Origin of the sequence: Acinetobacter sp. 18QD2AZ41W, assembly GCF_009829025.1 — a bacterium.
Lineage (GTDB): Bacteria > Pseudomonadota > Gammaproteobacteria > Pseudomonadales > Moraxellaceae > Acinetobacter > Acinetobacter pseudolwoffii.
This window is the reverse complement of sequence record NZ_WURP01000003.1, coordinates 244,026-267,726: the sequence shown is the minus strand read 5'-3', so window position 1 is coordinate 267,726 and position 23,701 is coordinate 244,026. Positions and strand designations below refer to the sequence as shown.

The 23,701-nt window shown below is 43.3% G+C and carries 23 protein-coding genes; 1 reads left to right on the top strand and 22 read right to left on the bottom strand.

The window, feature by feature from the left end:
- Nucleotides 1-6 precede the first annotated feature (6 nt).
- The 16 genes from GVV58_RS07135 to mazG form a co-directional block, all read right to left on the bottom strand.
- Nucleotides 7-795 carry a glycosyltransferase family 25 protein gene (locus GVV58_RS07135; protein ID WP_159516245.1) on the bottom strand — a complete coding sequence of 263 codons (789 nt, stop codon included), beginning with the start codon at nt 793-795 and terminating at the stop codon, nt 7-9.
- 8 nt (nt 796-803) lie between these two features.
- Nucleotides 804-1,568 carry a glycosyltransferase family 25 protein gene (locus GVV58_RS07130; RefSeq protein ID WP_159516244.1) on the bottom strand — a complete coding sequence of 255 codons (765 nt, stop codon included), beginning with the start codon at nt 1,566-1,568 and terminating at the stop codon, nt 804-806.
- A 9-nt stretch (nt 1,569-1,577) separates the two neighbouring features.
- Nucleotides 1,578-2,549, bottom strand: coding sequence for a Stealth CR1 domain-containing protein (locus GVV58_RS07125; RefSeq protein ID WP_159516243.1), 972 nt, complete (start codon nt 2,547-2,549; stop codon nt 1,578-1,580).
- 41 nt (nt 2,550-2,590) lie between these two features.
- Complete coding sequence (locus GVV58_RS07120; RefSeq protein ID WP_074384044.1) at nt 2,591-3,313, bottom strand: glycosyltransferase; 723 nt, start codon at nt 3,311-3,313, stop codon at nt 2,591-2,593.
- A gap of 128 nt (nt 3,314-3,441) precedes the next feature.
- Complete coding sequence (locus GVV58_RS07115; RefSeq protein ID WP_074384043.1) at nt 3,442-4,368, bottom strand: branched-chain amino acid transaminase; 927 nt, start codon at nt 4,366-4,368, stop codon at nt 3,442-3,444.
- Nucleotides 4,369-4,392: 24 nt separating this feature from the next.
- Nucleotides 4,393-7,143: a bifunctional [glutamate--ammonia ligase]-adenylyl-L-tyrosine phosphorylase/[glutamate--ammonia-ligase] adenylyltransferase gene (gene glnE, locus GVV58_RS07110; RefSeq protein ID WP_159516242.1), complete on the bottom strand. Its 2,751-nt coding sequence runs from the start codon at nt 7,141-7,143 to the stop codon at nt 4,393-4,395.
- 84 nt (nt 7,144-7,227) lie between these two features.
- Entirely contained in the window at nt 7,228-8,496 is a 1,269-nt protein-coding gene (locus GVV58_RS07105) for a HAMP domain-containing sensor histidine kinase (RefSeq protein WP_100355736.1), read from the bottom strand.
- A 983-nt stretch (nt 8,497-9,479) separates the two neighbouring features.
- Nucleotides 9,480-10,013, bottom strand: coding sequence for a ribosome biogenesis factor YjgA (gene yjgA / locus GVV58_RS07100; RefSeq protein ID WP_159516241.1), 534 nt, complete (start codon nt 10,011-10,013; stop codon nt 9,480-9,482).
- 2 nt (nt 10,014-10,015) lie between these two features.
- Entirely contained in the window at nt 10,016-10,285 is a 270-nt protein-coding gene (locus tag GVV58_RS07095; protein WP_034608740.1) for an HPr family phosphocarrier protein, read from the bottom strand.
- The gene (rapZ, locus tag GVV58_RS07090) at nt 10,282-11,133 is read right to left on the bottom strand and encodes an RNase adapter RapZ (protein WP_005172647.1); all 852 of its coding nucleotides are present in this window, start codon (nt 11,131-11,133) and stop codon (nt 10,282-10,284) included. The genes GVV58_RS07095 and rapZ overlap by 4 nt, the downstream gene beginning before the upstream one ends.
- Nucleotides 11,134-11,151: 18 nt before the next feature.
- A complete protein-coding gene (gene panC / locus GVV58_RS07085) occupies nt 11,152-12,000 on the bottom strand; it encodes a pantoate--beta-alanine ligase (RefSeq protein ID WP_100357509.1) in 849 nt (282 codons plus the stop codon).
- 1 nt (nt 12,001) lies between these two features.
- Entirely contained in the window at nt 12,002-12,811 is an 810-nt protein-coding gene (panB, locus tag GVV58_RS07080) for a 3-methyl-2-oxobutanoate hydroxymethyltransferase (protein ID WP_074384037.1), read from the bottom strand.
- Between the two features lie 53 nt (nt 12,812-12,864).
- On the bottom strand, nt 12,865-13,350 hold the full coding sequence (gene folK / locus GVV58_RS07075) for a 2-amino-4-hydroxy-6-hydroxymethyldihydropteridine diphosphokinase (RefSeq protein ID WP_005172653.1): 486 nt from the start codon (nt 13,348-13,350) through the stop codon (nt 12,865-12,867).
- Nucleotides 13,347-14,819 (bottom strand): polynucleotide adenylyltransferase PcnB, encoded by a 1,473-nt coding sequence (pcnB, locus tag GVV58_RS07070; protein WP_159516240.1) that lies wholly within the window; start codon nt 14,817-14,819, stop codon nt 13,347-13,349. The genes folK and pcnB overlap by 4 nt, the downstream gene beginning before the upstream one ends.
- Before the next feature lie 136 nt (nt 14,820-14,955).
- Nucleotides 14,956-15,369 carry a ComEA family DNA-binding protein gene (locus GVV58_RS07065; protein WP_159516239.1) on the bottom strand — a complete coding sequence of 138 codons (414 nt, stop codon included), beginning with the start codon at nt 15,367-15,369 and terminating at the stop codon, nt 14,956-14,958.
- Nucleotides 15,329-16,141, bottom strand: coding sequence for a nucleoside triphosphate pyrophosphohydrolase (gene mazG / locus GVV58_RS07060; protein WP_074384035.1), 813 nt, complete (start codon nt 16,139-16,141; stop codon nt 15,329-15,331). The genes GVV58_RS07065 and mazG overlap by 41 nt, the downstream gene beginning before the upstream one ends.
- Before the next feature lie 90 nt (nt 16,142-16,231).
- On the opposite strand from mazG, the gene GVV58_RS07055 reads away from it, so the two are divergent.
- Nucleotides 16,232-17,002 carry an SDR family oxidoreductase gene (locus GVV58_RS07055; protein ID WP_159516238.1) on the top strand — a complete coding sequence of 257 codons (771 nt, stop codon included), beginning with the start codon at nt 16,232-16,234 and terminating at the stop codon, nt 17,000-17,002.
- 22 nt (nt 17,003-17,024) lie between these two features.
- Here GVV58_RS07055 and GVV58_RS07050 read toward each other — a convergent pair whose 3' ends face one another.
- The 6 genes from GVV58_RS07050 to ispG form a co-directional block, all read right to left on the bottom strand.
- On the bottom strand, nt 17,025-17,672 hold the full coding sequence (locus GVV58_RS07050; protein ID WP_100357513.1) for a 4'-phosphopantetheinyl transferase superfamily protein: 648 nt from the start codon (nt 17,670-17,672) through the stop codon (nt 17,025-17,027).
- A gap of 146 nt (nt 17,673-17,818) precedes the next feature.
- Nucleotides 17,819-19,228 carry a ribosome biogenesis GTPase Der gene (gene der, locus GVV58_RS07045; RefSeq protein WP_005095683.1) on the bottom strand — a complete coding sequence of 470 codons (1,410 nt, stop codon included), beginning with the start codon at nt 19,226-19,228 and terminating at the stop codon, nt 17,819-17,821.
- Between the two features lie 171 nt (nt 19,229-19,399).
- Complete coding sequence (bamB, locus tag GVV58_RS07040) at nt 19,400-20,548, bottom strand: outer membrane protein assembly factor BamB (protein ID WP_159516237.1); 1,149 nt, start codon at nt 20,546-20,548, stop codon at nt 19,400-19,402.
- Nucleotides 20,545-21,240, bottom strand: coding sequence for a tetratricopeptide repeat protein (locus GVV58_RS07035; RefSeq protein ID WP_074384030.1), 696 nt, complete (start codon nt 21,238-21,240; stop codon nt 20,545-20,547). The genes bamB and GVV58_RS07035 overlap by 4 nt, the downstream gene beginning before the upstream one ends.
- Nucleotides 21,241-21,270: 30 nt before the next feature.
- Nucleotides 21,271-22,566, bottom strand: a complete 1,296-nt coding sequence (gene hisS / locus GVV58_RS07030; protein WP_005095678.1) for a histidine--tRNA ligase — start codon at nt 22,564-22,566, stop codon at nt 21,271-21,273.
- 3 nt (nt 22,567-22,569) lie between these two features.
- Nucleotides 22,570-23,691, bottom strand: a complete 1,122-nt coding sequence (gene ispG / locus GVV58_RS07025; RefSeq protein ID WP_005172685.1) for a flavodoxin-dependent (E)-4-hydroxy-3-methylbut-2-enyl-diphosphate synthase — start codon at nt 23,689-23,691, stop codon at nt 22,570-22,572.
- Nucleotides 23,692-23,701: the final 10 nt, after the last annotated feature.

Below are 23,701 nucleotides of genomic sequence, written 5' to 3'. Positions count from 1 at the left end.
AAGTTATTATCTAAATGTAACTTTTTTTCGATACATAATTCTTCTAAATATTCCTTTAACTTGCAAAGCCAATCTCAAAATCTCCCTTTTAAGTTTTTGAACAAATGTTAACTTAACTTTTATACTATTAAATCGTTTGCGCCTTTCTTCCTCTAGAGAGCTAGCAAAGTTTTCATATGTACTATGTTTTATAAAATCTTGAATACATAGAGCAGGTAAAATCTGAACTATATTAGTATTATTGTCTAAAATTAAATCTTCAAATAAATAATGATCTAAAGGTTTGATTTTTTTTTCTTGTTTTAGTCGTAATAAAATTTTATTAATTATTTTATGAGAAATAATATATCCGGCTCCACCAATATGCTTAGAAATTAAATGATAAATTTCTCTATTATCTAGAGTATTTAAAACACTACTTCTATCTACTTCAATATATTTATCAAAAGCTTCTAATTTTAAAACATCAATATCGTTAGGAATCCAACTAGCATTTGTTAAGAATAGATTGGCATTTTCACCTAAATAAATATCATCTTCAAAAATAGCAATATATTCTAAATTATTTTCTTCAGCATAAACCCATAAATAAATATGACTTAAAAAGCAAGAAATTTCTGTAGGTTTCAAATTAAAAGAATTTAAATTTAACCCAAACTTTTCAGCATACTGTTGATTTTTATCAGGAGTAATGGCATCAAAAAATTCAAAGCTGATATTCTGTTGACCAAATTCTTTTTCAATATGCTCACGGCGTGCTTTTGCCGTCTGTAGGCTGATGACAATATTTTTCATAGAATTACTTACTTCGTTGCAACTAAATGCTTGAGTGCATAATAACGATCACGCCACATGCGCTTTTGTTTTTTAAAGCCATAGGAACTGCTTCTGTTTTCGAGTGCTTTACGAGAAATCCCCTGAGCTGCAACCGTTCCCAAAATATCACTATCCACCCCTGCCGGCTTTACTAATGATGGCCAAACTCCTAAACCTTTGCCATTTTGACTTAACCAAGACTGGAAGAAAATATCAACTGGCATATTTATAGTTTTGCCAGCCTCAATAAAAGCCCGTGCTCCCTGCCGCGACCAGATTAACCCTAAGCCACGAATTGGGAAATAAAAAGCATGCCATAGACTTATATCCTCTATTTGCGTAATATCTTTTGCTAATTTTTTCTTTTTTGCAGCAATATTAATGAGATACCAGTTTAGATCTTTATGCTGATGCAAATATTTAATGATGCTGTCAATTTTAATCTTAAAGTTATTATTAATTTTAAGGTCATCTTCCAGTACAACTAAATAATCTGCATCAGTGGTTAAAAATTTTTCAGCACAACCGTAATGACTCAGATAACATCCTAATTCTGAGTTCATCAGGCTACGCCCGAGAACCTGTTGCGCACCTTGATTATCATAGTTGGCAAATTCAGTTAAAGTCTTGCCACGGCCATCTACTGCAGAAAATCGTTCAAAATCCCAGCCCACACTATTAAGCTGTTGTGTTGCATTTTTTAGACGTTCATCACTTCCGTCTAAATTAATTAAATAAGTTATAACTTTCATGACTAACTCTTAATGATGAATAAATAGAGGTAAATAATCTTTAAATTTAGCAATTAAAGCAGAAGATATCTTCGATTTTTGTAAAGAATCGAATTGATCTAAACTCTGAGCACAGCCAAATTTAATAGTTACATCATTTAAGTTTCTTAAAAATAAAGGTAACGATGCTTCATTTTTTAAATAAGCAATATTGATATCATCATACAGAACTGCTTCATTAGCTTGAATTTTCAAATGGTTATTGAGTCCTACTGGTAAAAATTGTAAAGCACTTCTAAACCGGTGTTTAATCTGTTGATCTAATATTTCGGGGTTCTCTTCGAAATACTTTTGTAGTATGTCACGATCGAGTATATGAGGGCGATGATGGATTTCATAATATTGATTTAACCCACATAACTCAGCACTGAGCATTTGTGCAATCGTATATTTAGGCTGTAAAGGCTTACCAAAATATTTATTGAAGCCTTTACGTAGATTGAATTTTGCTTTTATGAGTGAGCTACTTTGCCAATGCCCATAAATTTTAATTCGATCCTCAATTAAAAAGTCATCAAGTTTAGAAGGTGCATTGAAGAAGAAATCATCATTTAAATAAATGAAATAGCGACATAAGCCTGGAATATTCCAAAGCATGGTTTCAATACTTAAAGAATTAAATGTAGGCAAATACTGCTCGTGACTAGCAAATATCGTCTGATGATCAATTATTTTAATCTGTTCAGGAGTACATAATCCTTGTTCAACAAAATCATGAATATGTTGTGGCTGCTGTTTATCAGTAATAATATAAATTGCTCCAAAATAGGGAGCATATTTAAGAATTGAAGCAATTGAAAAATAGATTTCATCATTACTGGCAAATCGAGTTTCTTCTGCTGCACCTTTTACTATATTAGCAGATTGAAACTGTTGCCTTTTAAGTCGATGTTTTACATCATTACCATCGACCCAAGCAATAACAAAATCTATTTTTTCCATAACACTTCTAATTAATAATTAGGTTGAATAAACTCTAGAACCTACTGCCAAGCATCCTTAATCCACTGCGAAGGCAACACATAACGGTACCACTTTCCACCACCACCATTGACTGCATCAGGTGGATTAATTTCACCATGAAACACAATAATTTTGGCACCTTCAGGCTTCACTGGGGGCTTGAAATAAGCCATCGGAATTTTTTGCAGGCAATGATATTTATAACTCTTACACCAGCTTTCCGGCCAATAAGTCTGCTTGCCCTCTTTATCTACATACCAAGACAAATAAGCCTGCTCATTACGGAATTTTTGACGGATTTCATCAAAATTTTCACGGAAATACGGTAAAAGTCCCGGAAATGCACCCAGTTTAAAACGATACACCGAACTGTTGCCGGTAATCCGCCAAGGACGTTTCCAGTCATGGATAATCAGAAAATCACCCGGATAGCTAAAGAACTCATCGATGTTATCGACAATCACCACATCAAGATCGAGAAATAGCGCATTGCCTTCTAAACCATATAAATCCGGTTCAAAAGTAGATAGCTTATTCCAGCCACGTTCAGGCGCACCTTCAGGCAATGCCAAAGGTGGAATTGGGAAACATTGTACTTCAGGATTAATTCCTTCAGTACGATCCGTCAGACAGACCATTTTGAAATCGACTGTCGTATGTCGTTTAACCATGTTGTATAAACGATTGACATATTCAGAACCGTATTTGGTTCCCCATTTCATACAAATAACGATGTTACTCATTGCGTATGCCTAAGCTCATCTTAAAATCTTCTGGATACCGAATATGATGACATAAGTTCGGCAGAATAAGTATATCCCTTAAAAAAAACCTCTCAAATGAGAGGTTTTTTCAATCAGTAAATTATTACTTATTTCACGTAAGTTAGCCAATGTGCATATTTAGGATCTTTACCCTGAACTGCATCAAAATAAGCTTTTTGGATTTGCGTCGTGATTGGACCACGGACACCTTCACCAATTTGACGGTCATCATATTCACGGATTGGGGTCACTTCCGCAGCAGTACCGGTAAAGAACGCTTCATCGGCAATATAGAATTCATCACGGGTAATACGGCGTTCAACCACGTCATAACCCAAGTCTTTGGCAATGGTAATAATGGTTTGACGGGTAATACCATCCAGCGCACCACCAGCAATATCAGGGGTATGAATTACACCGTCAGTCACCAGGAATACGTTTTCGCCTGAACCCTGGCATACATAGCCTTGTGGATCAAGTAACATGGCTTCGTCATAACCCGAATGCGCGACTTCCTGATGCGCCAGAATCGACAGCGTGTAGTTCCCAGATGCTTTGGCTTTACACATGGTCACGTTTGGATGATGGTGGGTAAATGATGAAGTTTTCACGCGAATACCCTTCGCCATGGCTTCTTCACCCAAGTAAGCACCCCAGCTCCATGCCGCAACCACAGCATGAATCGTGTTATCAGTTGCAGCAATACCCAGTTTTTCAGAACCAATAAAAAGGATTGGACGTAAATAGCAAGATGCCAGTTTATTTTCACGCACCACATCAATTTGCGCTTGTTCTAATGTTGCATGATCAAATGGAACTTTCATTTGATAAATTTTTGCAGAATTCAACAAACGCTTGGTATGTTCTTTTAGACGGAAAATAGCCGTTCCATTCGGAGTTTCATAAGCTCGGACGCCTTCAAACACACCCATGCTGTAATGCAAAGTATGGGTTAATACGTGGGTTTTCGCCTCACGCCAGTCAACCAGTTGTCCATCTTGCCAAATAAAACCATCACGATCAGCCAAATTCATGCCACAAACTCCAATTTTTCACAATTATTCACTATCCAGCGCAAAGCTTGCACTTGGATCAATTAGTCTTTGCCATAACTTGCAAACGGTCATTCGGGTATCGTGCCAGTCGCTTGCAGACACTTGCATGGATTGATTTGCAAGGGCTAAGCGGTGGCTCTCGGCGCGTTCACTGAGATAAGCTTGAATCAGAGCAGTCGCATCGTCGCTGGATAAGCAACCTGATTTTGCGGTATCCTCAAGAATTCTTACATTGTCGGAGAAATGGGCGAGATCTTTATTCGTCCCACTCCAGGCCAACACCGCATACTGTGCCATAAATTCGATGTCTACGATACCACCTGTATCTTGTTTTAAATGAAAAATTCCATCTTTTTTCTGCGCTTTGGAGGAGCCCAGATGATCCTTCATTTTCTGACGCATTTTCAGCACTTCTGCCCGCACATAATTTTCATCACGAGGCTGAATCAAAATATTACGGCGTAAGATTTCAAATTTTTGTCTTAGGCTTAACTCACCTGCAATTGGACGCGCGCGCACCAAGGCTTGATGCTCCCATAACCAGGCACTCTTAAGCTGATATTGTTCAAAGGCTTTCAGACTGGTGACCAAGAGTCCTGCTTCACCTGAAGGACGTAAACGGGTATCGACTTCATAGACCCGCCCATCCAGGGTTTGCGTGGTCATCAATGACATGAATTTTTGTGCTACACGCATGGCAAACTCAAAACCACTAATCGGCTTGAGTCCATCTGTATCGGCCTGTTCTCCCATAAAATGAATAAATACTAAATCCAAGTCCGAGCCATAACCCAGTTCAATGCCACCGACCTTGCCATAACCAATGACCGCAAAAGCAGTATGCTCGATTGAACAGCGCTTGCCTTCGGCATCCAGTGGAAAACCATGCCTTTTGGCCACCATCTGATAGGCCAAATGCAGAGCTGCATTAACGGATACTTCGGCAATATCGGTTAAGGCATCAGAAACTTTCATCAAAGGACTTTCAGCCAGAACATCACTGGCTGCGACGGCCAAGACATTGGATTTTTTAAACAGGCGCAATACCCGCATCTGATCTTCAACCTGATCAATCTCAATACGGAGTAATTGCTGGCGTAAAGAATCTTCCAGATCCTGTCGTTTCGGCAACTCAAAATCCATCGACAGAAACTCATCCAGCAATACCGGATATTGCGAGAGTTCTTCACAAATCCAGGGACTCACCGTGGCCATTTTGACCAGTCGTTGCAGTGCGCCTTTACTTTCAATCAGCATGACCAGATAGACAGTACGGCGCATCACCGACTCAACCAAGGGCATGAGACGCAACAACGCCATTTGCGGCTTGGCAGACTCCAGAATCGCTTCAATCAGATAAGGCCAAAAGGTTTTTAAACGTTGAATCGCCTTGGCCGGTAGCTTTTTCAATGCATGACCATGCCAGAATTCATGAACCAGATTCTTGGCGGCATCATCCAGAACATCGTTGAGCTTCTTTTCCAGCTGGACAAAACTTTCGACCTGGGCTTCCGGTTCATTTTCCTTAATCAGATGCTCAAACTGATAAATGACTTTGGCTCGCTTCTGGTTCAGGACAGTCATAAAATCTGACCAGTCTGCAAAACCTAAGGTCTCTACCATTCGCTGACGTAAATCAGGCTCAGTCGGTAAAGATTGGGTTTGTTGATCGTTTAAGGCCTGAATCGCATGTTCCACCCGGCGCAGGAACAAATAGGCATCTTCCAGATCTTGGACTGCCTGTTCATCCAAGAGTTCGGCATCATCGAGATGGTTCAGATTGACCAGACATTGGCGATCCTGCAATTCAAGTTTGGCTCCACCATAAATCAGCTGAAAGACCTGCACGATAAATTCAACTTCGCGAATACCGCCAGCACCGAGCTTGATATCATCTTCAATATTACGCCGCTGGACTTCACGCTCGATCATGGTTTTCATTTCGCGCATGGCTTCAAAAGCACTGTAATCCACGTATTTACGAAAGACAAAAGGACGGGTCATGTCAAGCAGAGCATCACCTTCCGGACTTGGATTGACAACACGCGCCTTGATCCAAGCGTAGCGCTCCCATTCCCGGCCATGCTGACTTAAGTATTTCTCTAAGGCCACATGACTAATGGCCAGGGCTGAACCATCACCCCAAGGACGCAGACGCATATCGACCCGAAACACAAAACCATCCGCCGTGATCTGATCCAGCAGGTGAATCAGTTTTTGTCCCCATAGGATGCAAAACTGCTGCACATCGATACATTTGCGTCCATCGGTTTCACCCTGTTCATCGAAGGCAAAAATCAGGTCAATATCACTGGAAAGATTAAGTTCTTGCGCGCCGAGTTTGCCCATAGCGATGACAATAAGATCCTGAACTTTACCGTTATAAGCAATCGGCTGGCCATACTTGGCAGCAATCGGCATACGGGCAAAATCTTTGGCTGCACAAATACAGGCATCGGCAAAATCGGAGAGTTCTCGGGTGAGGATGATGACATCGGTCAGTTGATTGGCATCCTGCCAGATCCAGCGAAACATCAGGCGGGCCCGCAGAATACGCATGGCGCGCATCCAGGCGGCTTCGTCTATAATATTCAGGATACAGTGCTGCACCAGCTGATCAATATATTCCCGACTGAGTGCAGCCTGAAACTGGTCAATTGCATAATCCTGTTCCAGGAGGCTCTGGTGATTGGCCAATACCTGTTCAGCATATTGGCTTGCTCTTAAGGTTTTTTGCAATTGTGTCGCATTCATCACTCAACTCTTCCCCCGAAACGTTCTGCTTAGTTATAGCAGGAGTTTTGTCTCAGGGGGAGTGTTTTAGTTTGAAATTATCTTTTAGGATTTCTCAGCATGCAGATCTTCAAGCACCAGTGCCTGATGATCATTGGTGACCATTGGCAAATGCACCGTAAAGGTCGTACCTCGACCTTCTTTTGAATCCACCGCGATTTGACCATGATTCAGATCAATAAAGCGCTTGCACAATACCAAACCTAAACCAGCACCTTTCTCTTCAGCGGTACCTCGGACACTCACCATCAACGTCGGCTTGAACAGATTCTGTATCTGCTCTTCAGTCATGCCCAGACCGGTATCCTGAATGGTGATTTTAACCTGCTCACCGTCCATTTCTGCCTCTAAAATGACTTTACCGCCTTGATTAACCGGGGTGAATTTCAGCGCATTGGAGACCAGATTCTGCAACACTGAAGTAATCATATTGATATCCGCATGGACTTTAATGTCTTCGGGAATATTGTCGATTAATTCAATTTTTTTATTCAACGCCAGACTGTGCAATACACTGCAGACAATTTTACTGGATTGCTTGAGTTCATAATTAATCGGATGATATACAAAGCGTCCGCCCTCGGCCATGGCCCAGGTTAGCAAGCTTTCCAGCAGGTTATAAGTCGATTGTGCATTATCATATAAATAATCCGCGATACTCTGAATACTGGACTCATCCAAGGTATCACGTTCCTGCGCCAGAACTTCGGAAAAGCCCAGCAGGCCATGAAATGGCGCACGCAGATCATGTGCGATGATCTGGAAAAATTTGGTTGTACTAAAGTTTTGTGCACATTGCTGTTCGTATAGCTCTTTCAGCTCAGTATGTTCTTCATTGAGTTGGATTCGAATCACTAAACTTTCAGCAAATTGTTTGATGGTGGCAATATCGTCCTGATCAAACAGTTCGGTCTGATCATCAAAGAAAATGACCTGTCCAAAAGACACACCGCTACTTGATTTTAAATTAAAGGCGACTAATCTCTGATGCGCTACACCGAGATCTTTCACATAATTTGACAATTCTGTATAAGCAGGATGCGTCTGATCGATGACATCTGCCTGTTGCAGATACGTAGGCACATTCACGTCCTGCGGGGCATGCAAGGCCCGGAAACCGCGCGGACAGCTGTACCAGATATACGGTTCCATGTGGAAGCTAATAATGCTGGTTTTAACGTTTAAAACTTTACGGGCGATCTTACAAAAGGTGTCTAATAGGTTGTTGGAGGTATAGACACCTAAAATGAGAGATATACGGCACGAGCTTAATTGCTCCGTATTCTGACCGACCTCTAGCAGTTTTAGTTCCATGTCTGCCTCTCTGAATGTTTATGGAATATAGAAAACACAGCCGACCAAATTCATACAATTAATAACAAAGATTCTATATTTACTCAACGATGAAAACTCACCTATAGGTTAAAGGATTTGTTAACCTGTTTCTATCCAAATACATTCTTAACTGCAAAGCACTGATATTTAATTGATTAAGAATAACTTGAAAATTTACTATTCGAAAAAAATCTACATAAGCATTTGAAACTCAATATCTAAGCTAAAATTAAGCATGTTTATTTGTATTTACTTTAACACACTCTTGACCAAAAAATACTCAGCATCGATTTTTATCCCCTTTTAAATAAAAGTTAATGGTTTTTCAACTATATAGATTTAAATTTCGTTTAAAAAAATAAATTAGATTGGCTTCACTCTCTAATAACGCTCAAAATTCATTTTTTATTTTTAAAAAATACTTAACAATGATCTTGAGTCTCAACTTAAAGTCTCAAAAAAACTGTCTGAAAGATAGCCTTTGAATTGTAAAGAAATTACAGTCTTTAACAAATTAATTGCGAAATTTTGTGATTTTTTATCACTCAAGCTTACATTAAAAATGGAAATTTCATGCTGAGGAAGAATGAATCCAATTCAGGGTATTTTTTACACAAGGAACAGTGCACTTAAGGTAAAGACAAAAAAAGCGGCCTAAAAAGACTAATGCTGATCAGTTAAGGAGTTTAGAAATAGACTCTTTAACTTTTTAGTCGTTCACGACGGAGTCTTAAATTTATAAATCAAATACTTAAAAATAATTTGTTACTTTGGTTTCGCCCAAATGAGAAGCGAAGCTTCGCAAGGAAGGCATCTTGTGGTGCAATACACCTCATGCCTCAAACAGTTGCGGATGACTTTTCTATCTATCAGATATAATCATGAATTTGAAAAAGAAAATGCCAGTCAATTCCTTAACTGACTGGCATTAGCCTAAAAAGACCGCTTTTTTTAACGAAGAATTATTTGTCTGAAATTAACGCCACTTGCTGTACATAGTTAAATAACTTTAACTTAGACGCATTGACCTCTGCTTCAGGTGCTTGATTCTTTAAATCACGATGTACGCGAAGATAATGCTGACGCAAGGTATGACGCTCTGTGGCATTATAGGTTTTGGTAAATTCATTAATGGCCGGGTCACCATCTTTGACAATTCGATCGACCCAACGCTGTAATTGGGCTGTCTTTTTAAGACCTTGTTTTGGTGTTAAATAAGATAAAATCACCGTTTCATTTTCATTGCGCAGTAATTTACCAATACGTGAAAATTGACGGCGACGTGCTTCATGTGAGGTAAATTCCTGTACATCGAGCAATGCTTCAATCAAACGCTCTTCAACAGGCAAGTTTTTAATTTGTTTAGCACTCAGCTCAGCCAGCTGTGCACCCAAAGCCGCCATACGCTGGACTGCTTTTTTCTGTTCGGTTTTACTTGCGCGTCCCTCTAAAGAATCGAAATCTTCTTCAGTTAAACTGTTCGGTCGACGTGCCACGATTAATCTGCCTCATAAAATTTTGCTGCAAATAGTGCCTGAATTTCAGATAAGGCTTTGTCCTCATCCGCTCCTTCAATCACCAAGCGTAAAGTTGTTCCTTTGCCCGCACCGAGCATCAGCAAGGACATGATATTTTTTGCATCTACCAGTTTGTCCGTTTTTCCAATCTGGATACTGGAACGAAATTTGGTAGTCACTTCTATAAGTTTACCAGATGCGCGTGCATGTAAACCCAGTTTATTAATTACGTCAACAGTGGTATCAATCATGACCAGTGCTTCATTTCTCGATGGAGGACTTGAATAGACCATTTTGCCTCAAGGGCTTTTTTTAGTCTATCCACAATGTAAACAGAACGATGCTGACCACCGGTACAGCCAATTGACACAGTCATATAATGACGATGCCCTTCAGAAAAGGTTGGCAACCATTTGTCCAGAAAATGGTAAATATCATTAAACATATCTTCGACCTGATCGCTCTTTTGCAAAAACTCCTGCACCGGTTGATCGAGTCCTGAAAATTTGCGTAATTCCAGTTCCCAATGCGGATTCGGCAAATGCCGGACATCAAAGACATAATCGGCATCCAGTGGAATGCCATGCTTATAACCAAAAGACTGCAAAATCAGGATCAGGTTATCGGTCTGTCCCAACTTGGTCAATAAGGTATGTTTCAGGTCATGCACGCTTTTATCTGTAGTATCAATGTGCACGGTAGAACGCAGCTGGATGGGCATTAGCAAGATTTTTTCTTCCTGAATGCACTCGTTCAGACTCTTAAAGCGCGAAGCTAGAGGATGCGGCCGACGCGAGGCACTAAAGCGCGCAATCAGTTCCTGATCCTGCGTGGTCAGATAGATAATATCAACCGAGCCATGCTGTTGTAGCTGCTCGAACACATGATCAAATTCTTGCAAATCGGCACGGGTACTGCGTACATCGACCCCCAAAGCCAACTGTTCCAGATTGTTCTCACTGTGCAGTTTCGCCACGATTTCGGGAAGCAATGCCAAAGGCAGATTATCAATACAGTAATAACCCAGATCCTCAAGCACCTGCAATGCAGATGATTTACCTGAACCAGATTGTCCCGTGACAATTAAAATGCGCTTCATACATGCTACCCTTTCATCCTATCCGGCAGTGTATTTGACCTGCAGGTTATCGATCAGACGTGTATTACCTATCTTTGCAGCTACAAATAACACAACATCTTGATTAAACGTATGAATTTTTTTTAATTCTGGCGTTCGTGCTTCAACATAGTCTACGACAAACCCGACATCTGTTAAAGTCTGGCGAAGCTCGGCCAATACCGTATCCAGTTCAATCGCAGCATGGAGCTGCTGTTCAGCCTTTTGTAAGCTTTGATAAATGACCGGTGCGATTGCACGATGCTCTTGGCTTAGGTAACCATTTCGAGAACTTAAGGCTAAACCATCTTCTGCACGGGCAATTGGCACGCCAATCACTTCTAATGGAATATTCAGGTCTTGTACAAACTGGCGAATCACTGCCAACTGCTGATAATCTTTTTGCCCAAAGAAAGCATAGTTTGGCTGAACAATGTTAAACAATTTGGTCACCACCACCGCCACACCATCAAAATGGCCGGGGCGCTGCAAACCACACAAGTCATCAGTAATGTCAGAGACACTGATATTGGTCAGACGCGGTTTTTTGCCATACATTTGCTCAACCGTTGGCGCGAAGACGATATCACAACCGACGTCTGCCAAAAGCTGCTGGTCCTGCTCCAGCGTACGCGGGTAGTTATCAAAATCTTCATTGGGTCCAAACTGGATCGGATTGACAAAGATACTGACCACCACCACATCACACAGCTTACGCGCTTCACGTACCAGATTTAAATGACCCTGATGCAGATTGCCCATGGTGGGCACAAAACCAATAATCTTGCGGTTGGCACGTGCCGGATTAAGTGAGGCCGCGAGTCCCTGAATGGTGGTTTCTGTTTTCATCTTACAATTCAACCTGAAAAGTTTGTGCGGGTGCCGGGAAAGATCCATCCAAAACTGCAGCATGGTAAGCTTTAAAAGCATCCAGAATGGCAGTAGCACCCGATTGTTCCTGCATAAAATTACGGACAAATTTTGCAGTATGGCCAAAGGTTAAACCCAGCATGTCTTGTACTACCAAGACCTGACCATCAGTGGCTGCGCCTGCACCAATGCCAATCACCGGAATTTGTGGAAACAGTTCCGTGATTTCCTGACCCAATTGTGCCGGTACACATTCCAGCAGTAACAGTGCAGCACCTGCATCAACCACTGCTTTACAGTCTGCAATCAGTTGATCCGCTGCTTCACGGGTACGAGCTTGCAGCTTATAACCGCCAAAGACATGTACCGATTGTGGCGTTAATCCCAAGTGCACACAGACTGGAATACCGTTACGGGTCAGCACCTGCACGGTTTCTGCCAGCCATGCACCGCCTTCCATTTTCACCATTTGCGCACCGGCCTGCATCACGGTTTTGGAACTTTGCAAGGCATCATTTAAGGTGGCATAACTCATAAACGGCAAGTCAGTCATGATAAAGGCATGCTGGTTACCACGGCGTACCGCAGCGGTATGATAGGCCATATCTGCAACAGTCACTGGTAAAGTCGAATCGCGGCCCTGAATTGACATTCCCAAAGAGTCGCCAATCAGAATACTGTCTACTTCTGCAATTTCCATGGCTTTGGCCATGCTGGCATCATAGCAAGTCAGACATGAAAATTTGCGTCCATCTGCTTTGAAGCGTCTTAAGTCACTCAGACTGACCATGAAGATGTTCCTCTATGATTGAAGTTCTCGCGAACATACCCATAACTCAAAAATTAAATATTTGCCCAGTTTGTGTCATCGAGTACCGTTAAGGTCGATTGCTTGACGATGTCCAGGTCTTTTAAGGATGTAGCATGAACCTGTATTTCAGCATCAATGTCCAGCAACGGAATGAGTACGAAATCACGCTCTAACACGCCGACATGCGGTACAGTCAGGCGTTGATTCTGTATCTGTTCATCTCCGTAGATCAGCAAGTCCAGATCCAGCGTACGCTCGCCCCAATGACGCAAACGTACCCGACCGGCTTCCTGCTCGAAGGCTTGCAAATAATCCAGCAAGCTTAAAGCTGCCAGATTAGTATTCAACTGCACCACAGCATTCAGATAATTTGGCTGATCCTGTGGCCCCATCGGTGGACTTTGATACAGATGCGAGGTTTTTACCTGACCCAATGTCGCCAGTTTCTGTACAGCTTCTGCCAAAATCTGGCGTGAATCGCCCAAGTTACTACCCAGGCCAATATACGTCACGATCATTGTGTTGGCCCAAACACCACCTGGCTTAAATCACGTTGCACCCGCTTACGTTTCATAATCGGATGATCTGCGCCAATTTCACCACTGGCACTGGCTGCCACATGTGACAGGGTTTTCGCCTTGTCTTCAAACTTGGCTTTACGCACCCGGCGGTTACGTGGTTCAGGTTCATTGACTAAAGGCTCAATCTCGGCGAGATCCTGTTGTGCCGTCAGTTTCTGTTCCAGATGTTCTTCTTGAGTGGCCTTACGACGGCTCTTGGCACGTTGACGGTTGTACTGGCTAATCGCCCGCTCTTTCTCGTCACCGCTCATTTGCTGATAAGCATCCCACCAGCTGCCCATGCCTTGCGCCATTGCATCGCCTGATTTTTCGCGCAACAGCAAAAAGTCAAATCCGGCACGGAAACGCGCATGACTAGACAAGGCCTCAATTTGTTGCGGTTTTGGATTCAGTAAACGGGTCTGCATTTCCCAGACTTCACGAATGAAAGTCTCGGCGAAGCGAGGAATAATGGTTCGGGTTGCCTGACGTTTCAAAACATCCAGACCCGCTTGGGCACGTGCTTCTGCTGCGACCACGCCTTTATTCAGATAAAACTCACAACGCTCGAGGAATGGCTGCCATAACAGTACCGCGTAGAAAAATGCAGGATTGATGGTCTTGCCAATCGAAATACGCTGATCGGTATTTTTCGCGGCACGCTCCATAAACGGCGTGATTTCAGCTTTGATATCGGCGAACAGCTGATGCCAGATTCCGAAATCAATCAGCATGGGCAACACACGATTCAGATGCCCCATGGTGAATAACTTTTGTGATTCATCATAGAGTCGATGCGGAGAGACATCACGCAGCAGCTGGGTCATTTCCGGGGTAAAGATATCCAAAATTGCTTCATCAATATTGAAATTCAATTTGGCAGCAAAACGTAAGGTACGTAACATCCGCACCGGATCTTCTTCAAATCTTAAGGCCGGATCACCGAGCAAACGTAAAGTTTTGCTGTGAATATCATCTACAGCATTGCAGAAATCCAGCACAATCGCTTTACGCGGCTGGTAATACATTGCATTGATCGAGAAGTCGCGACGGGCAAAATCCTGCTCGATGCTGCCCCAGTTATTATCACGCAGAATCATCCCCGCGGCCGAGGTGACTGCTTTTTTTGGAGGTGCACGGAAGGTGGCCACTTCGACCAGTTCCCGCCCTGAATAGACATGCGCCAGTTCAAAACGCCGTCCGATAATTCGACAACGTCGTCCGAATACTTCCTTGACCTGAGCCGGGGTTGCATTGGTGACTGCATCGAAATCTTTAGGATTCAAACCTAACATCAGATCTCGAACACCACCACCCACGATATAAGCTTCATAGCCTGCCTTATTTAAGGCATCAATCACATCGAGAATATAAGAAGGTAATTGAGCGGTTGATAAACCACATTTTGACGCGCGCAAAGTTTGCAAAAGACGCTGTCTCCTACGTCTGAACGTAAAATTCTAAGATGACGCTAATCATATCGCTTACACGACTAAAGGGCAATTTGATTATGTCAATCCTGCCGCTCAGATTGATTCTGTATTCAGCATCAATTCCGTCTATTTACAACGCGAGTCTGGCCTTGTTTTTGGCAAATAATGCCGGCCCAATGCCTTTGACCAGCTGAATATCTTCAATGCTTTTGAATTTCCCATTTTTCTGCCGGTACTCGACAATGGCTTGGGCTTTCTTTTGTCCCACACCATGCAACTGTTGCAATTGTTCAATATTTGCACTGTTTAAACTAATTCTATCACCCGTCGCTTGTACCGAAAGTGCCGGTTTTGCCAGATAGTGATCTGCTTTAGTCGATACATTCTGTTGTTTGAGCCGCGCATCATGTTGCTGTTGTCTGGTCTTCCATTCCATATAATCGGTCGCAGTTGCATGTGCAGTTCCAATAGCAATATAGCCTAGCCATAAACCCAGAAGAAGATTAATCCACGCCGGACTTGTTCGATGTTGTTGTTTGTTCATGCGCCGCTCTTTGTTTTAATTCTAATTTGGCCTGTTCCCAGAGCTGATCCAATTCAGCCAGTGACAAGCGGTCTATATTGAGTTGTTGTTTTTCCGCCTGATGTTCCATCAAGGCAAATCGAGTACGAAACTTATGGATCGTGCCTAATAATGCCATTTCACTCGAGATTCCAAGTTTACGGCCAACATTGACCAGAGAAAATAAGCAGTCACCAAATTCTTCCTGTATTTCATCGGAATTCTGGCTTGCCAAAGCTTCTTTTAACTCGGCCAGCTCTTCTTCTACTTTGTCATATGCCCCAGTGACATCGGGAAAATCAAAGCCGATTTTTGCGACATTTTTCTGGATTTCATCTGCCTGTACCAAGGCCGGTGCATGCTTGATTTCATCTAAACGGGAACGTGGCTTGCCCTGCTTTTCTTGCTGTTTAATTTCTTGCCAGAGCTGAGAGACATCTTCCGGGCTCAATTTTACAAACTGTTCAGCCTGAAATACATGCGGATGACGGCGGATAAGCTTGTCGCTAATGGCCTGCACCACATCCTGAAAATCAAAAGCGCCCTGCTCGCTGTACATTTGCGACTGGAACACCACCTGTAACAGCAGATCGCCCAGTTCATCGCGAATCTCGTCAACATTTCCAGAACGTACCGCAGCTTCTACTTCATAAGCTTCTTCAATCGCATATTGGGTCAGAGATTCGGGAGTCTGCTGCTGATCCCATGGACATTTTTCACGTAATTCACGCATGATATTAAGCAATTGTTCCACTTTTAAAACCTCTTCTTTACCAAATAGTCGCGTCAAGCTGCCTGTTTCTTGTTATGCTCAAGAAAAAAAGACAATAAGGAGATCAAGCACATGCACAGTATATTGATTAGTGGGGCAGCACAAGGAATTGGCGCAGCGACAGCCATGCTATTTTACCAGCACGGCTATAAAGTCGGTATTTATGATATCAATGTGGTACAGGCCGAACAGCTGGCCCAGCAACTGGGCGAACATGCCAAAGCAGGCTTTCTGGATGTGGCAGACTATGCTTCCTGGGAAACAGCTTTGGCGGAGTTTTCAGCCTGGGCCGGTGAAATCAACATTCTGGTAAATAATGCCGGAATTTTATATTCAGGGCCTTTTGAAGACACCACAATTGCAGCGCATCATCGCACGCTGGATATTAATGTTAAAGGCCTCCTCAATGGTTGTCATGCCACTTTCTCTTATTTAAAAGAATCTTCATTTGCTCGTGTCATTAATTTATCTTCGGCATCCGCCATTTATGGACAGGCCGATTTAGCCTCTTATGCGACCAGTAAATTTGCCGTGCGCGGTCTGACTGAAAGTCTGGATATTGAATGGCAACCCTATGGGATTCGGGTGCTTGATGTGATGCCACTTTTCGTCAGTACAGCCATGGTGAAAGATATGCAGGCAGAAAGTATTAAAAAAATGGGGGTACATTTGAAAGCAGAGGATGTCGCACAAGATATTCTGAAACTGGTACAGCTTAAAGACTCTATCTGGCAAGCTACGCACCATCCGGTTGGATTAAAAAGTAAATTTTTATTTCATCTATCACGTATGAGTCCACAGTTTGTGAACCGAATCAGCAACCTGTTGATTGCCAGACAATAGAGTCTATTTCTACTCTGCTGATTTAAACAGATTGGTGAATCTGGATTAGCGGAAATCTGAAACCCTTGCATGAATGCTCACTTTGCCAGGCCACGGTGAGCATACATCCTGCCATATTATAATTTTGATAGGCATAGACGCCGATCTCTGGATGTTCACATCTTCCACCATTCTGATCTGGATGAATCTGGGTATTTAACTCATTCAGGTTGATGCGTATGCCCAGTCCTGAGGCCTTTAATACAGCTTCCTTGGTGGTCCAGACCTTAAACCAGTATTCGGAATCATAGTCCAGTGCCTGCCACTGTTTAAGCTCTTCAGGATGAAAGGCATGTTGTGCCATGGCTTCAAATCGAACCTTACGGCTCAGCTCTTCAATATCAATTCCCAAATTCTGGACATTATTGCTCGTTGCCAGAGCATAGAAATTTTGACTATGGCTATGGTTAAAGTTGAAGTCTGGATGAGTGTGGAGATAGGGTTTGCCGAATGTAGTCCGCACAACATCCTGATTGAAGACAGCGGATTCCAAATGACTGGATAAAAACTGATTTCTTAACGCGGCTATCTCAATCTTACGCGCTTGAATCTGTGCCTTACGTTCCAGGAGTTGGTTGCTTTGACTCGCGTCAGACAACGCATGCAGATCAATTCGAATAAGTGAAGTCACAATGGTTTTTCAATCTATATTTACTTTGAATCTATTGTAAGAGAGTTCATCAATCTTTGACCATGAGAATTGCCTTACATTTGAGAATCTAAGAGGGAAAAAAGCCTGCATCAGCAGGCTTTTTATCGAAAACTTAACACAAAAAATTAACGCTTAAATTTCTTTTCGGCTTTCTTGAACTTCTGTACATAACGACGTTTACGCGCTGCAATACGCTCATCCATCACCGTCTTACGCCCTTCAAACGGGTTTTCAGAGGTTTTAAACTCGATTTTAATCGGCGTACCTTCAAGCTTGTATACTTTACGGAATACGTTTTCAAGATAACGACGGTAATCCGCAGGGGTTTTATCGACCTTGTTACCATGGATCACGATGGTTGGTGGATTCTGTCCGCCCATATGCGCATAACGCATTTTAATACGACGACCCTGAACCATAGGCGGTTGGTGGGCATCTGTTGCATCATTTAAAATCTGGGTGATTTTTGCCGGTGATACTTTCAAACGAGATGAATCATAGGCACGGTGAATCGAAGGATAAAGCTCACCCACACCCGTTCCATGCAATGCAGAAATCAAATGCACTTTTGCCCATGGAATGAAATCGAAGCGACGCTCTACATCTAGCTTACATTGCTTGCGATCATATTCAGTCATGTTATCCCATTTGTTGACAGCAATGACCATGGCACGACCCGCTTCAAGCGCATAGCCAATCAGATGCAAATCTTGCTCTACAATACCATCACGTGCATCGACCACAACCACAATCACGTTGGCATCTTTCATCGCCTGTAAAGTTTTAACAATCGAGAATTTCTCAATCATTTCATCCACTTTACCTTTACGACGCACCCCTGCAGTATCAATCAGGGTATATTGACGGCCATCACGCTCGAATGGAATATAAATCGAGTCACGTGTTGTACCCGGCTGGTCAAATGCCACCACACGCTCTTCGCCGAGCAAACGGTTCACCAGCGTAGATTTACCCACGTTTGGACGACCAATAATCGCTAAACGCAGACCAGTGTTTTTATCATGCTCTTCCGGGTTTTCATCTTCCGGTACATCGGCAAGCACGTCTTCCAGCATTTGCTGAACACCACGACCATGGCTGGCAGCAACTTGTAGCGGCTCGCCCATGCCCAGTTTGTAGAATTCAACCAAGGCAGCTTCAGCATGTACGCCATCGACTTTATTGGCCGCCAGAAAGACCTTTTTACCTAAAGTACGCAGTTCACGCGCAATCTGCTCATCGGAAGCCAGCAGTCCGGCACGCGCATCGACCACAAAAATGATAATATCGGCTTCATGAATGGCAGTTTTAGATTGCTCTGCCATGTACGAGTCAATACCGCCTTCATTTTCACCAATACCACCGGTATCAACCACAATGAAAGATTTATTTTGATAGGTTGCATCGCCATATTTACGGTCGCGTGTCAGACCAGCAAAGTCTGCCACCAATGCGTCACGGCTCTTGGTAATCTGATTGAACAGAGTTGATTTTCCGACGTTCGGACGACCAATGAGCGCAATTACGGGTTTCATAGAGTAACCTTTATTCAATAATCAGGCAGTCAAAGTGGCCTGAACATCAGAAAGTATAGGAAGATATAAGGGGAAAAATACCCTAAATAAAAACACGGGGCATTGATTTTTCAATCACCCCGCGTTCACAAAAATACGGTTGCGGCTAGTTTAACATAAGGCTCGTTAAAATTAACGGTTCTGCCAAATGCTTAATGCGCCCTTGCGTGTAGAAACATAAAGCTGGTTGTCGATCACACGTAAGTTACGCACTTCACCAGAGGTTTTCGAACGACCAGTAATTTGTCCGGTACGCGGGTCAATCAGGTGCAACACACCATCCAGATCACCGACCACCAAATCCGTGCCTAACATCACTGGATTACTGAGCTGACGATTCAGCAATTGATCATTTTCCCAAAGCGGTTGACCCGAGCTAATCTCAAAAGCTTTAATTTTGCCATCAGTTTGCGCCACGAATACGCCATTGCCGACAACTTCTGGACGCTGGATGCTGCTGGCATCTTCACTCCAGATGACTTGCTGTGAAGCCAAGTCCAGTACAGTCACCTGACCTTGATAACTGGTCGTCACCACAAACTGGCCTGCAACGACCGGCTCACCGTCAATATCGACCAGACGCTGAATATCAGAACGGCCATCCGACACGGCGACACGACGCTGTAACTTTGGTACGCCACTTAAGGCATCCAGTGCATAAATATACGCATTTGAAGATGCAATCAGCACATTACGCGCATCTAATGGCACAGGAGCCGCCATACCACGCAGGCTGAATTGTACATTAGGCAGGTTATAAGTCCAAACTTGTGCACCGCTTGCCACTTCATGCGCATAGACCATACCGTCATTGCTCACACTAATCACACGACCTGCATGAATCAGTGAAGGCGCCAGTAAAGCACCCGTCAATTGTGCAGTCCATTTTTGCTCACCGGTTTGCTGATCGAGTGCAAACAGTTGGCCCTTCTGGCTACCCACAACAACCAGACCCTCGGCCGCTTCAACGCCAGAACTTAGATTATCTTTGCTGACTTTTTTCTGCCAAAGACGCTGTTTGCCCTTAAATGCAGACACCTCGCCTTTTGGATCAATCGCAAAAACCACACCATTGTCTGCATCCAGACGTAAACGCAATGGATCGGCAGCATCTGTCGCAGATACACTGGTGGAAAATACAGGAACCAGTGTTTTGGCTTGGGTCAGTTTTGGAAGTGGGTTCGGTTTTACTTCTGGAACTTTATTTGTTTTACCTGCACAGCCAGCCAGTGCAAGCGTTAAAACAGTCAAGACACAGGTAATTTTGTATTTTCTATTCATGCAGCTTCTTCCGCTTGTGTTTCTATAATTGGGCGTTCGATTTCCGGATCATCGACCAACACGCCTACGCTTTCGAGCTTAATTTGTAAAATCTGACGTTCTTCTTTACGTTCAATCAAGGCATCCCATGCACTTTGATATACTTTTTTCGCATTTTCAATATCATTTTTGGCAACATAGATATCGCCACGTGCTTCATCGGCAGTTGCTTTAAACGCAAGTTCAGTCACTGCTTCTAAAGTTTTCAATGCAGCATCATATTTTTTCTGTGCCAGTTGCGCATAAGCCAGACGAAGTTTGACCACCTGAACCAGACCTTTATCGTCTAGTGTCGAGTTTTCAACTTTTTGTAGCGCTTTCTCAGCCGCAGCATAATCTTCTTTGTCATAGGCCAGTTTCGCCATGACCAGCTGAGTCTGAATGGCCTGAGCTGAATCTGGTGCTTCTTTGACAATTTTGTCCGCAGTTTCAGATAGCTTGGCAAAGGCATCGCCCTGCGTCGCCTGTGCATCATCCATCAACTGCTGAACCTTGGCAGTGTGCATTTGCGACTCTGCCAGGTTTTTCTTCTGCCAATATTCCCATCCAAAAAAGGCAATCAGCGCAATCAAAATCCCTGTAATGATCGAAGAACCATATTTCTTCGTAAAGGATTTTAAGCTTTCAAACTGTTCATCACCCACTGCGCTCATGAGACTACCCTTTTCCTGATGTTTTATCGATTATTTTAAAGAAATTTTAGCACTAAAAAATGCAACGAAGTCCGTAAATGGCACATTCGATTGCTCTGCGGTTGCCAGTTCTTTCACCGTAAAAGTCTGCGCTTCAAGTTCACGCTCACCTAAAATCGCAGCAAACAAAGCACCGGCCTGATCGGCCTTTTTCATTTGCGACTTCATTGAACCTTGAGAGCCCACTTTCAAACGCACCTGACTCCCCGCTGCTTCAAGCTGATCACGGATCTGTTCAGCAATGACCAAGGCTTGACCTTGAGAAGCCGGTTCAGCCACCAGGAATACTTCACAATCACGCGTTGGTGTATTGTCTTCAACCTGTTCAAGCAGAAGCAATAAACGTTCGATACCCATGGCAAAACCAACCGCAGGTACAGACTGATCAGGCTTGCCCTTCAATTGACCAACAAGACCGTCATAACGGCCACCGGCACACACGGTTCCTTGTGAACCTAAATGTGTTGTGGTCCATTCAAACACAGTTTTGTTGTAGTAGTCTAAGCCACGTACCAGTTTTTGGTTGATCACAAAACTCACGCCGGCATCAGTCAGGTACTGTTGTAACTGGGCAAAATGCGCCAGAGTTTCTTCACCCATAAAGTCATGCAGTTTCGGTGCATTTTCTAGGATGCTTTGGGTTTTGGCATCTTTAGAATCCAGAATACGCAGTGGATTTGTGGTCAGACGGCGCTGAGAATCTTCGTCCAGATCGGCTTTATGTGACTCTAAAAATTCAACCAAGGCTGCACGATAGGCTGCACGTTCATCCGATTCGCCTAAAGTATTTAATTCAAGTTGAACCTTGTCCGCTACGCCCATACGTTTCCACAGACGTGCAGTCATCAAAATCAGCTCTGCATCCATGTCCGGAGTCGCCACACCAAAGGTTTCTACACCAAACTGGTGGAACTGACGGTAACGACCTTTCTGTGGTTTTTCATAACGGAACATTGGCCCGATATACCAGACGCGAGGAGTTGCACCACGAAGCAGATTATGCTCCAGCATGGCACGTACACAGCCTGCAGTTCCTTCAGGGCGTAGTGTCAGAGACTCAGGCGGATTACCTTTGTCCAGAAAGGTATACATTTCTTTTTCAACGATATCGGTGGCATCACCGATCGAACGTTTGAACAGATTGGTCTGTTCAACGATAGGCAAACGGATTTGTTGATAGCCATAAGCATCCATCAAACCCGACAGATGCTGTTCAAGACGTCTCCAAGCTGGGCTTTGCGTTGGGAGAATGTCATTAAAACCTTTGATTGCGACGATTGAACTCATGATCTACTCAGAAAAACTTGTACGAATAATTTCTTTAGATTTAGCTTCTTCAAGCTCGGTAACACGTTGACGAACCATATTTTCGATCTCATCAACCAGTTGATTGGTATCAATTAGATGGCTCTTTTCACCATTACGATACACCAGTGAACGTGGCGCTGCACCTACGACACCGATATCGGCTTCTTTAGCCTCGCCCGGCCCATTTACTTTACAGCCAATCACCGAGACATCCATCGGGGTACGGATATCTTCCAGACGCTCTTCCAGTTGTTGCATCACTGAAATCACATTAAATTCCTGACGTGAACAGCTTGGGCAGGCAATAAAATTAATGCCGTTAGAACGCAGACCCAGCGATTTTAGAATATCAAAACCGATTTTAATTTCTTCTTCAGGCTCGGCAGCAAGCGAAATACGCATGGTATCGCCAATGCCTTCCATCAGCAAACCACCCAGAGCGATTGCAGATTTAACCGAACCTGTACGGTAAATACCGGCTTCGGTTACACCCAAATGCAGCGGATTATCAATTTGCTGTGACAGCAAACGGTACGCATCCATGGTCAGGAACACATTGGATGCTTTAACTGAAATTTTAAATTCCTGAAAATCCAGACGGTCTAAAATGTCGATATGACGCATCGCAGATTCAAGCAATGCTGCGCCTGTCGGCTCGCCATATTTCTTTTGAATGTCTTTTTCGAGTGAACCGGCATTGACACCGATCCGCATTGAAATATCATTATGACGTGCTGCTGCCACCACTTCACGAATCTTTGCTTCTGAGCCGATATTGCCCGGGTTAATCCGCAAACAGTCTGCACCGAAGTCCGCAACTGCCAAAGCAATTTTATAGTCGAAGTGAATATCGGCCACCAAAGGCACATTCACCTGCTTACGAATTTCACCAAATGCTGCCGCCGCTTCCATCGTAGGCACAGAAACCCGCATGATGTCTGCACCGGCATCGACACAGCGCTGGATCTGTGCAACCGTGGCTGCCACATCACAGGTTTCAGTATTGGTCATAGACTGGATACTGATTGGTGCATCACCACCCACATAAACTGAACCGACACGAATTTTACGTGTTGGACGACGTTTAATTGGATTTACGATCATGGTTTTGCTC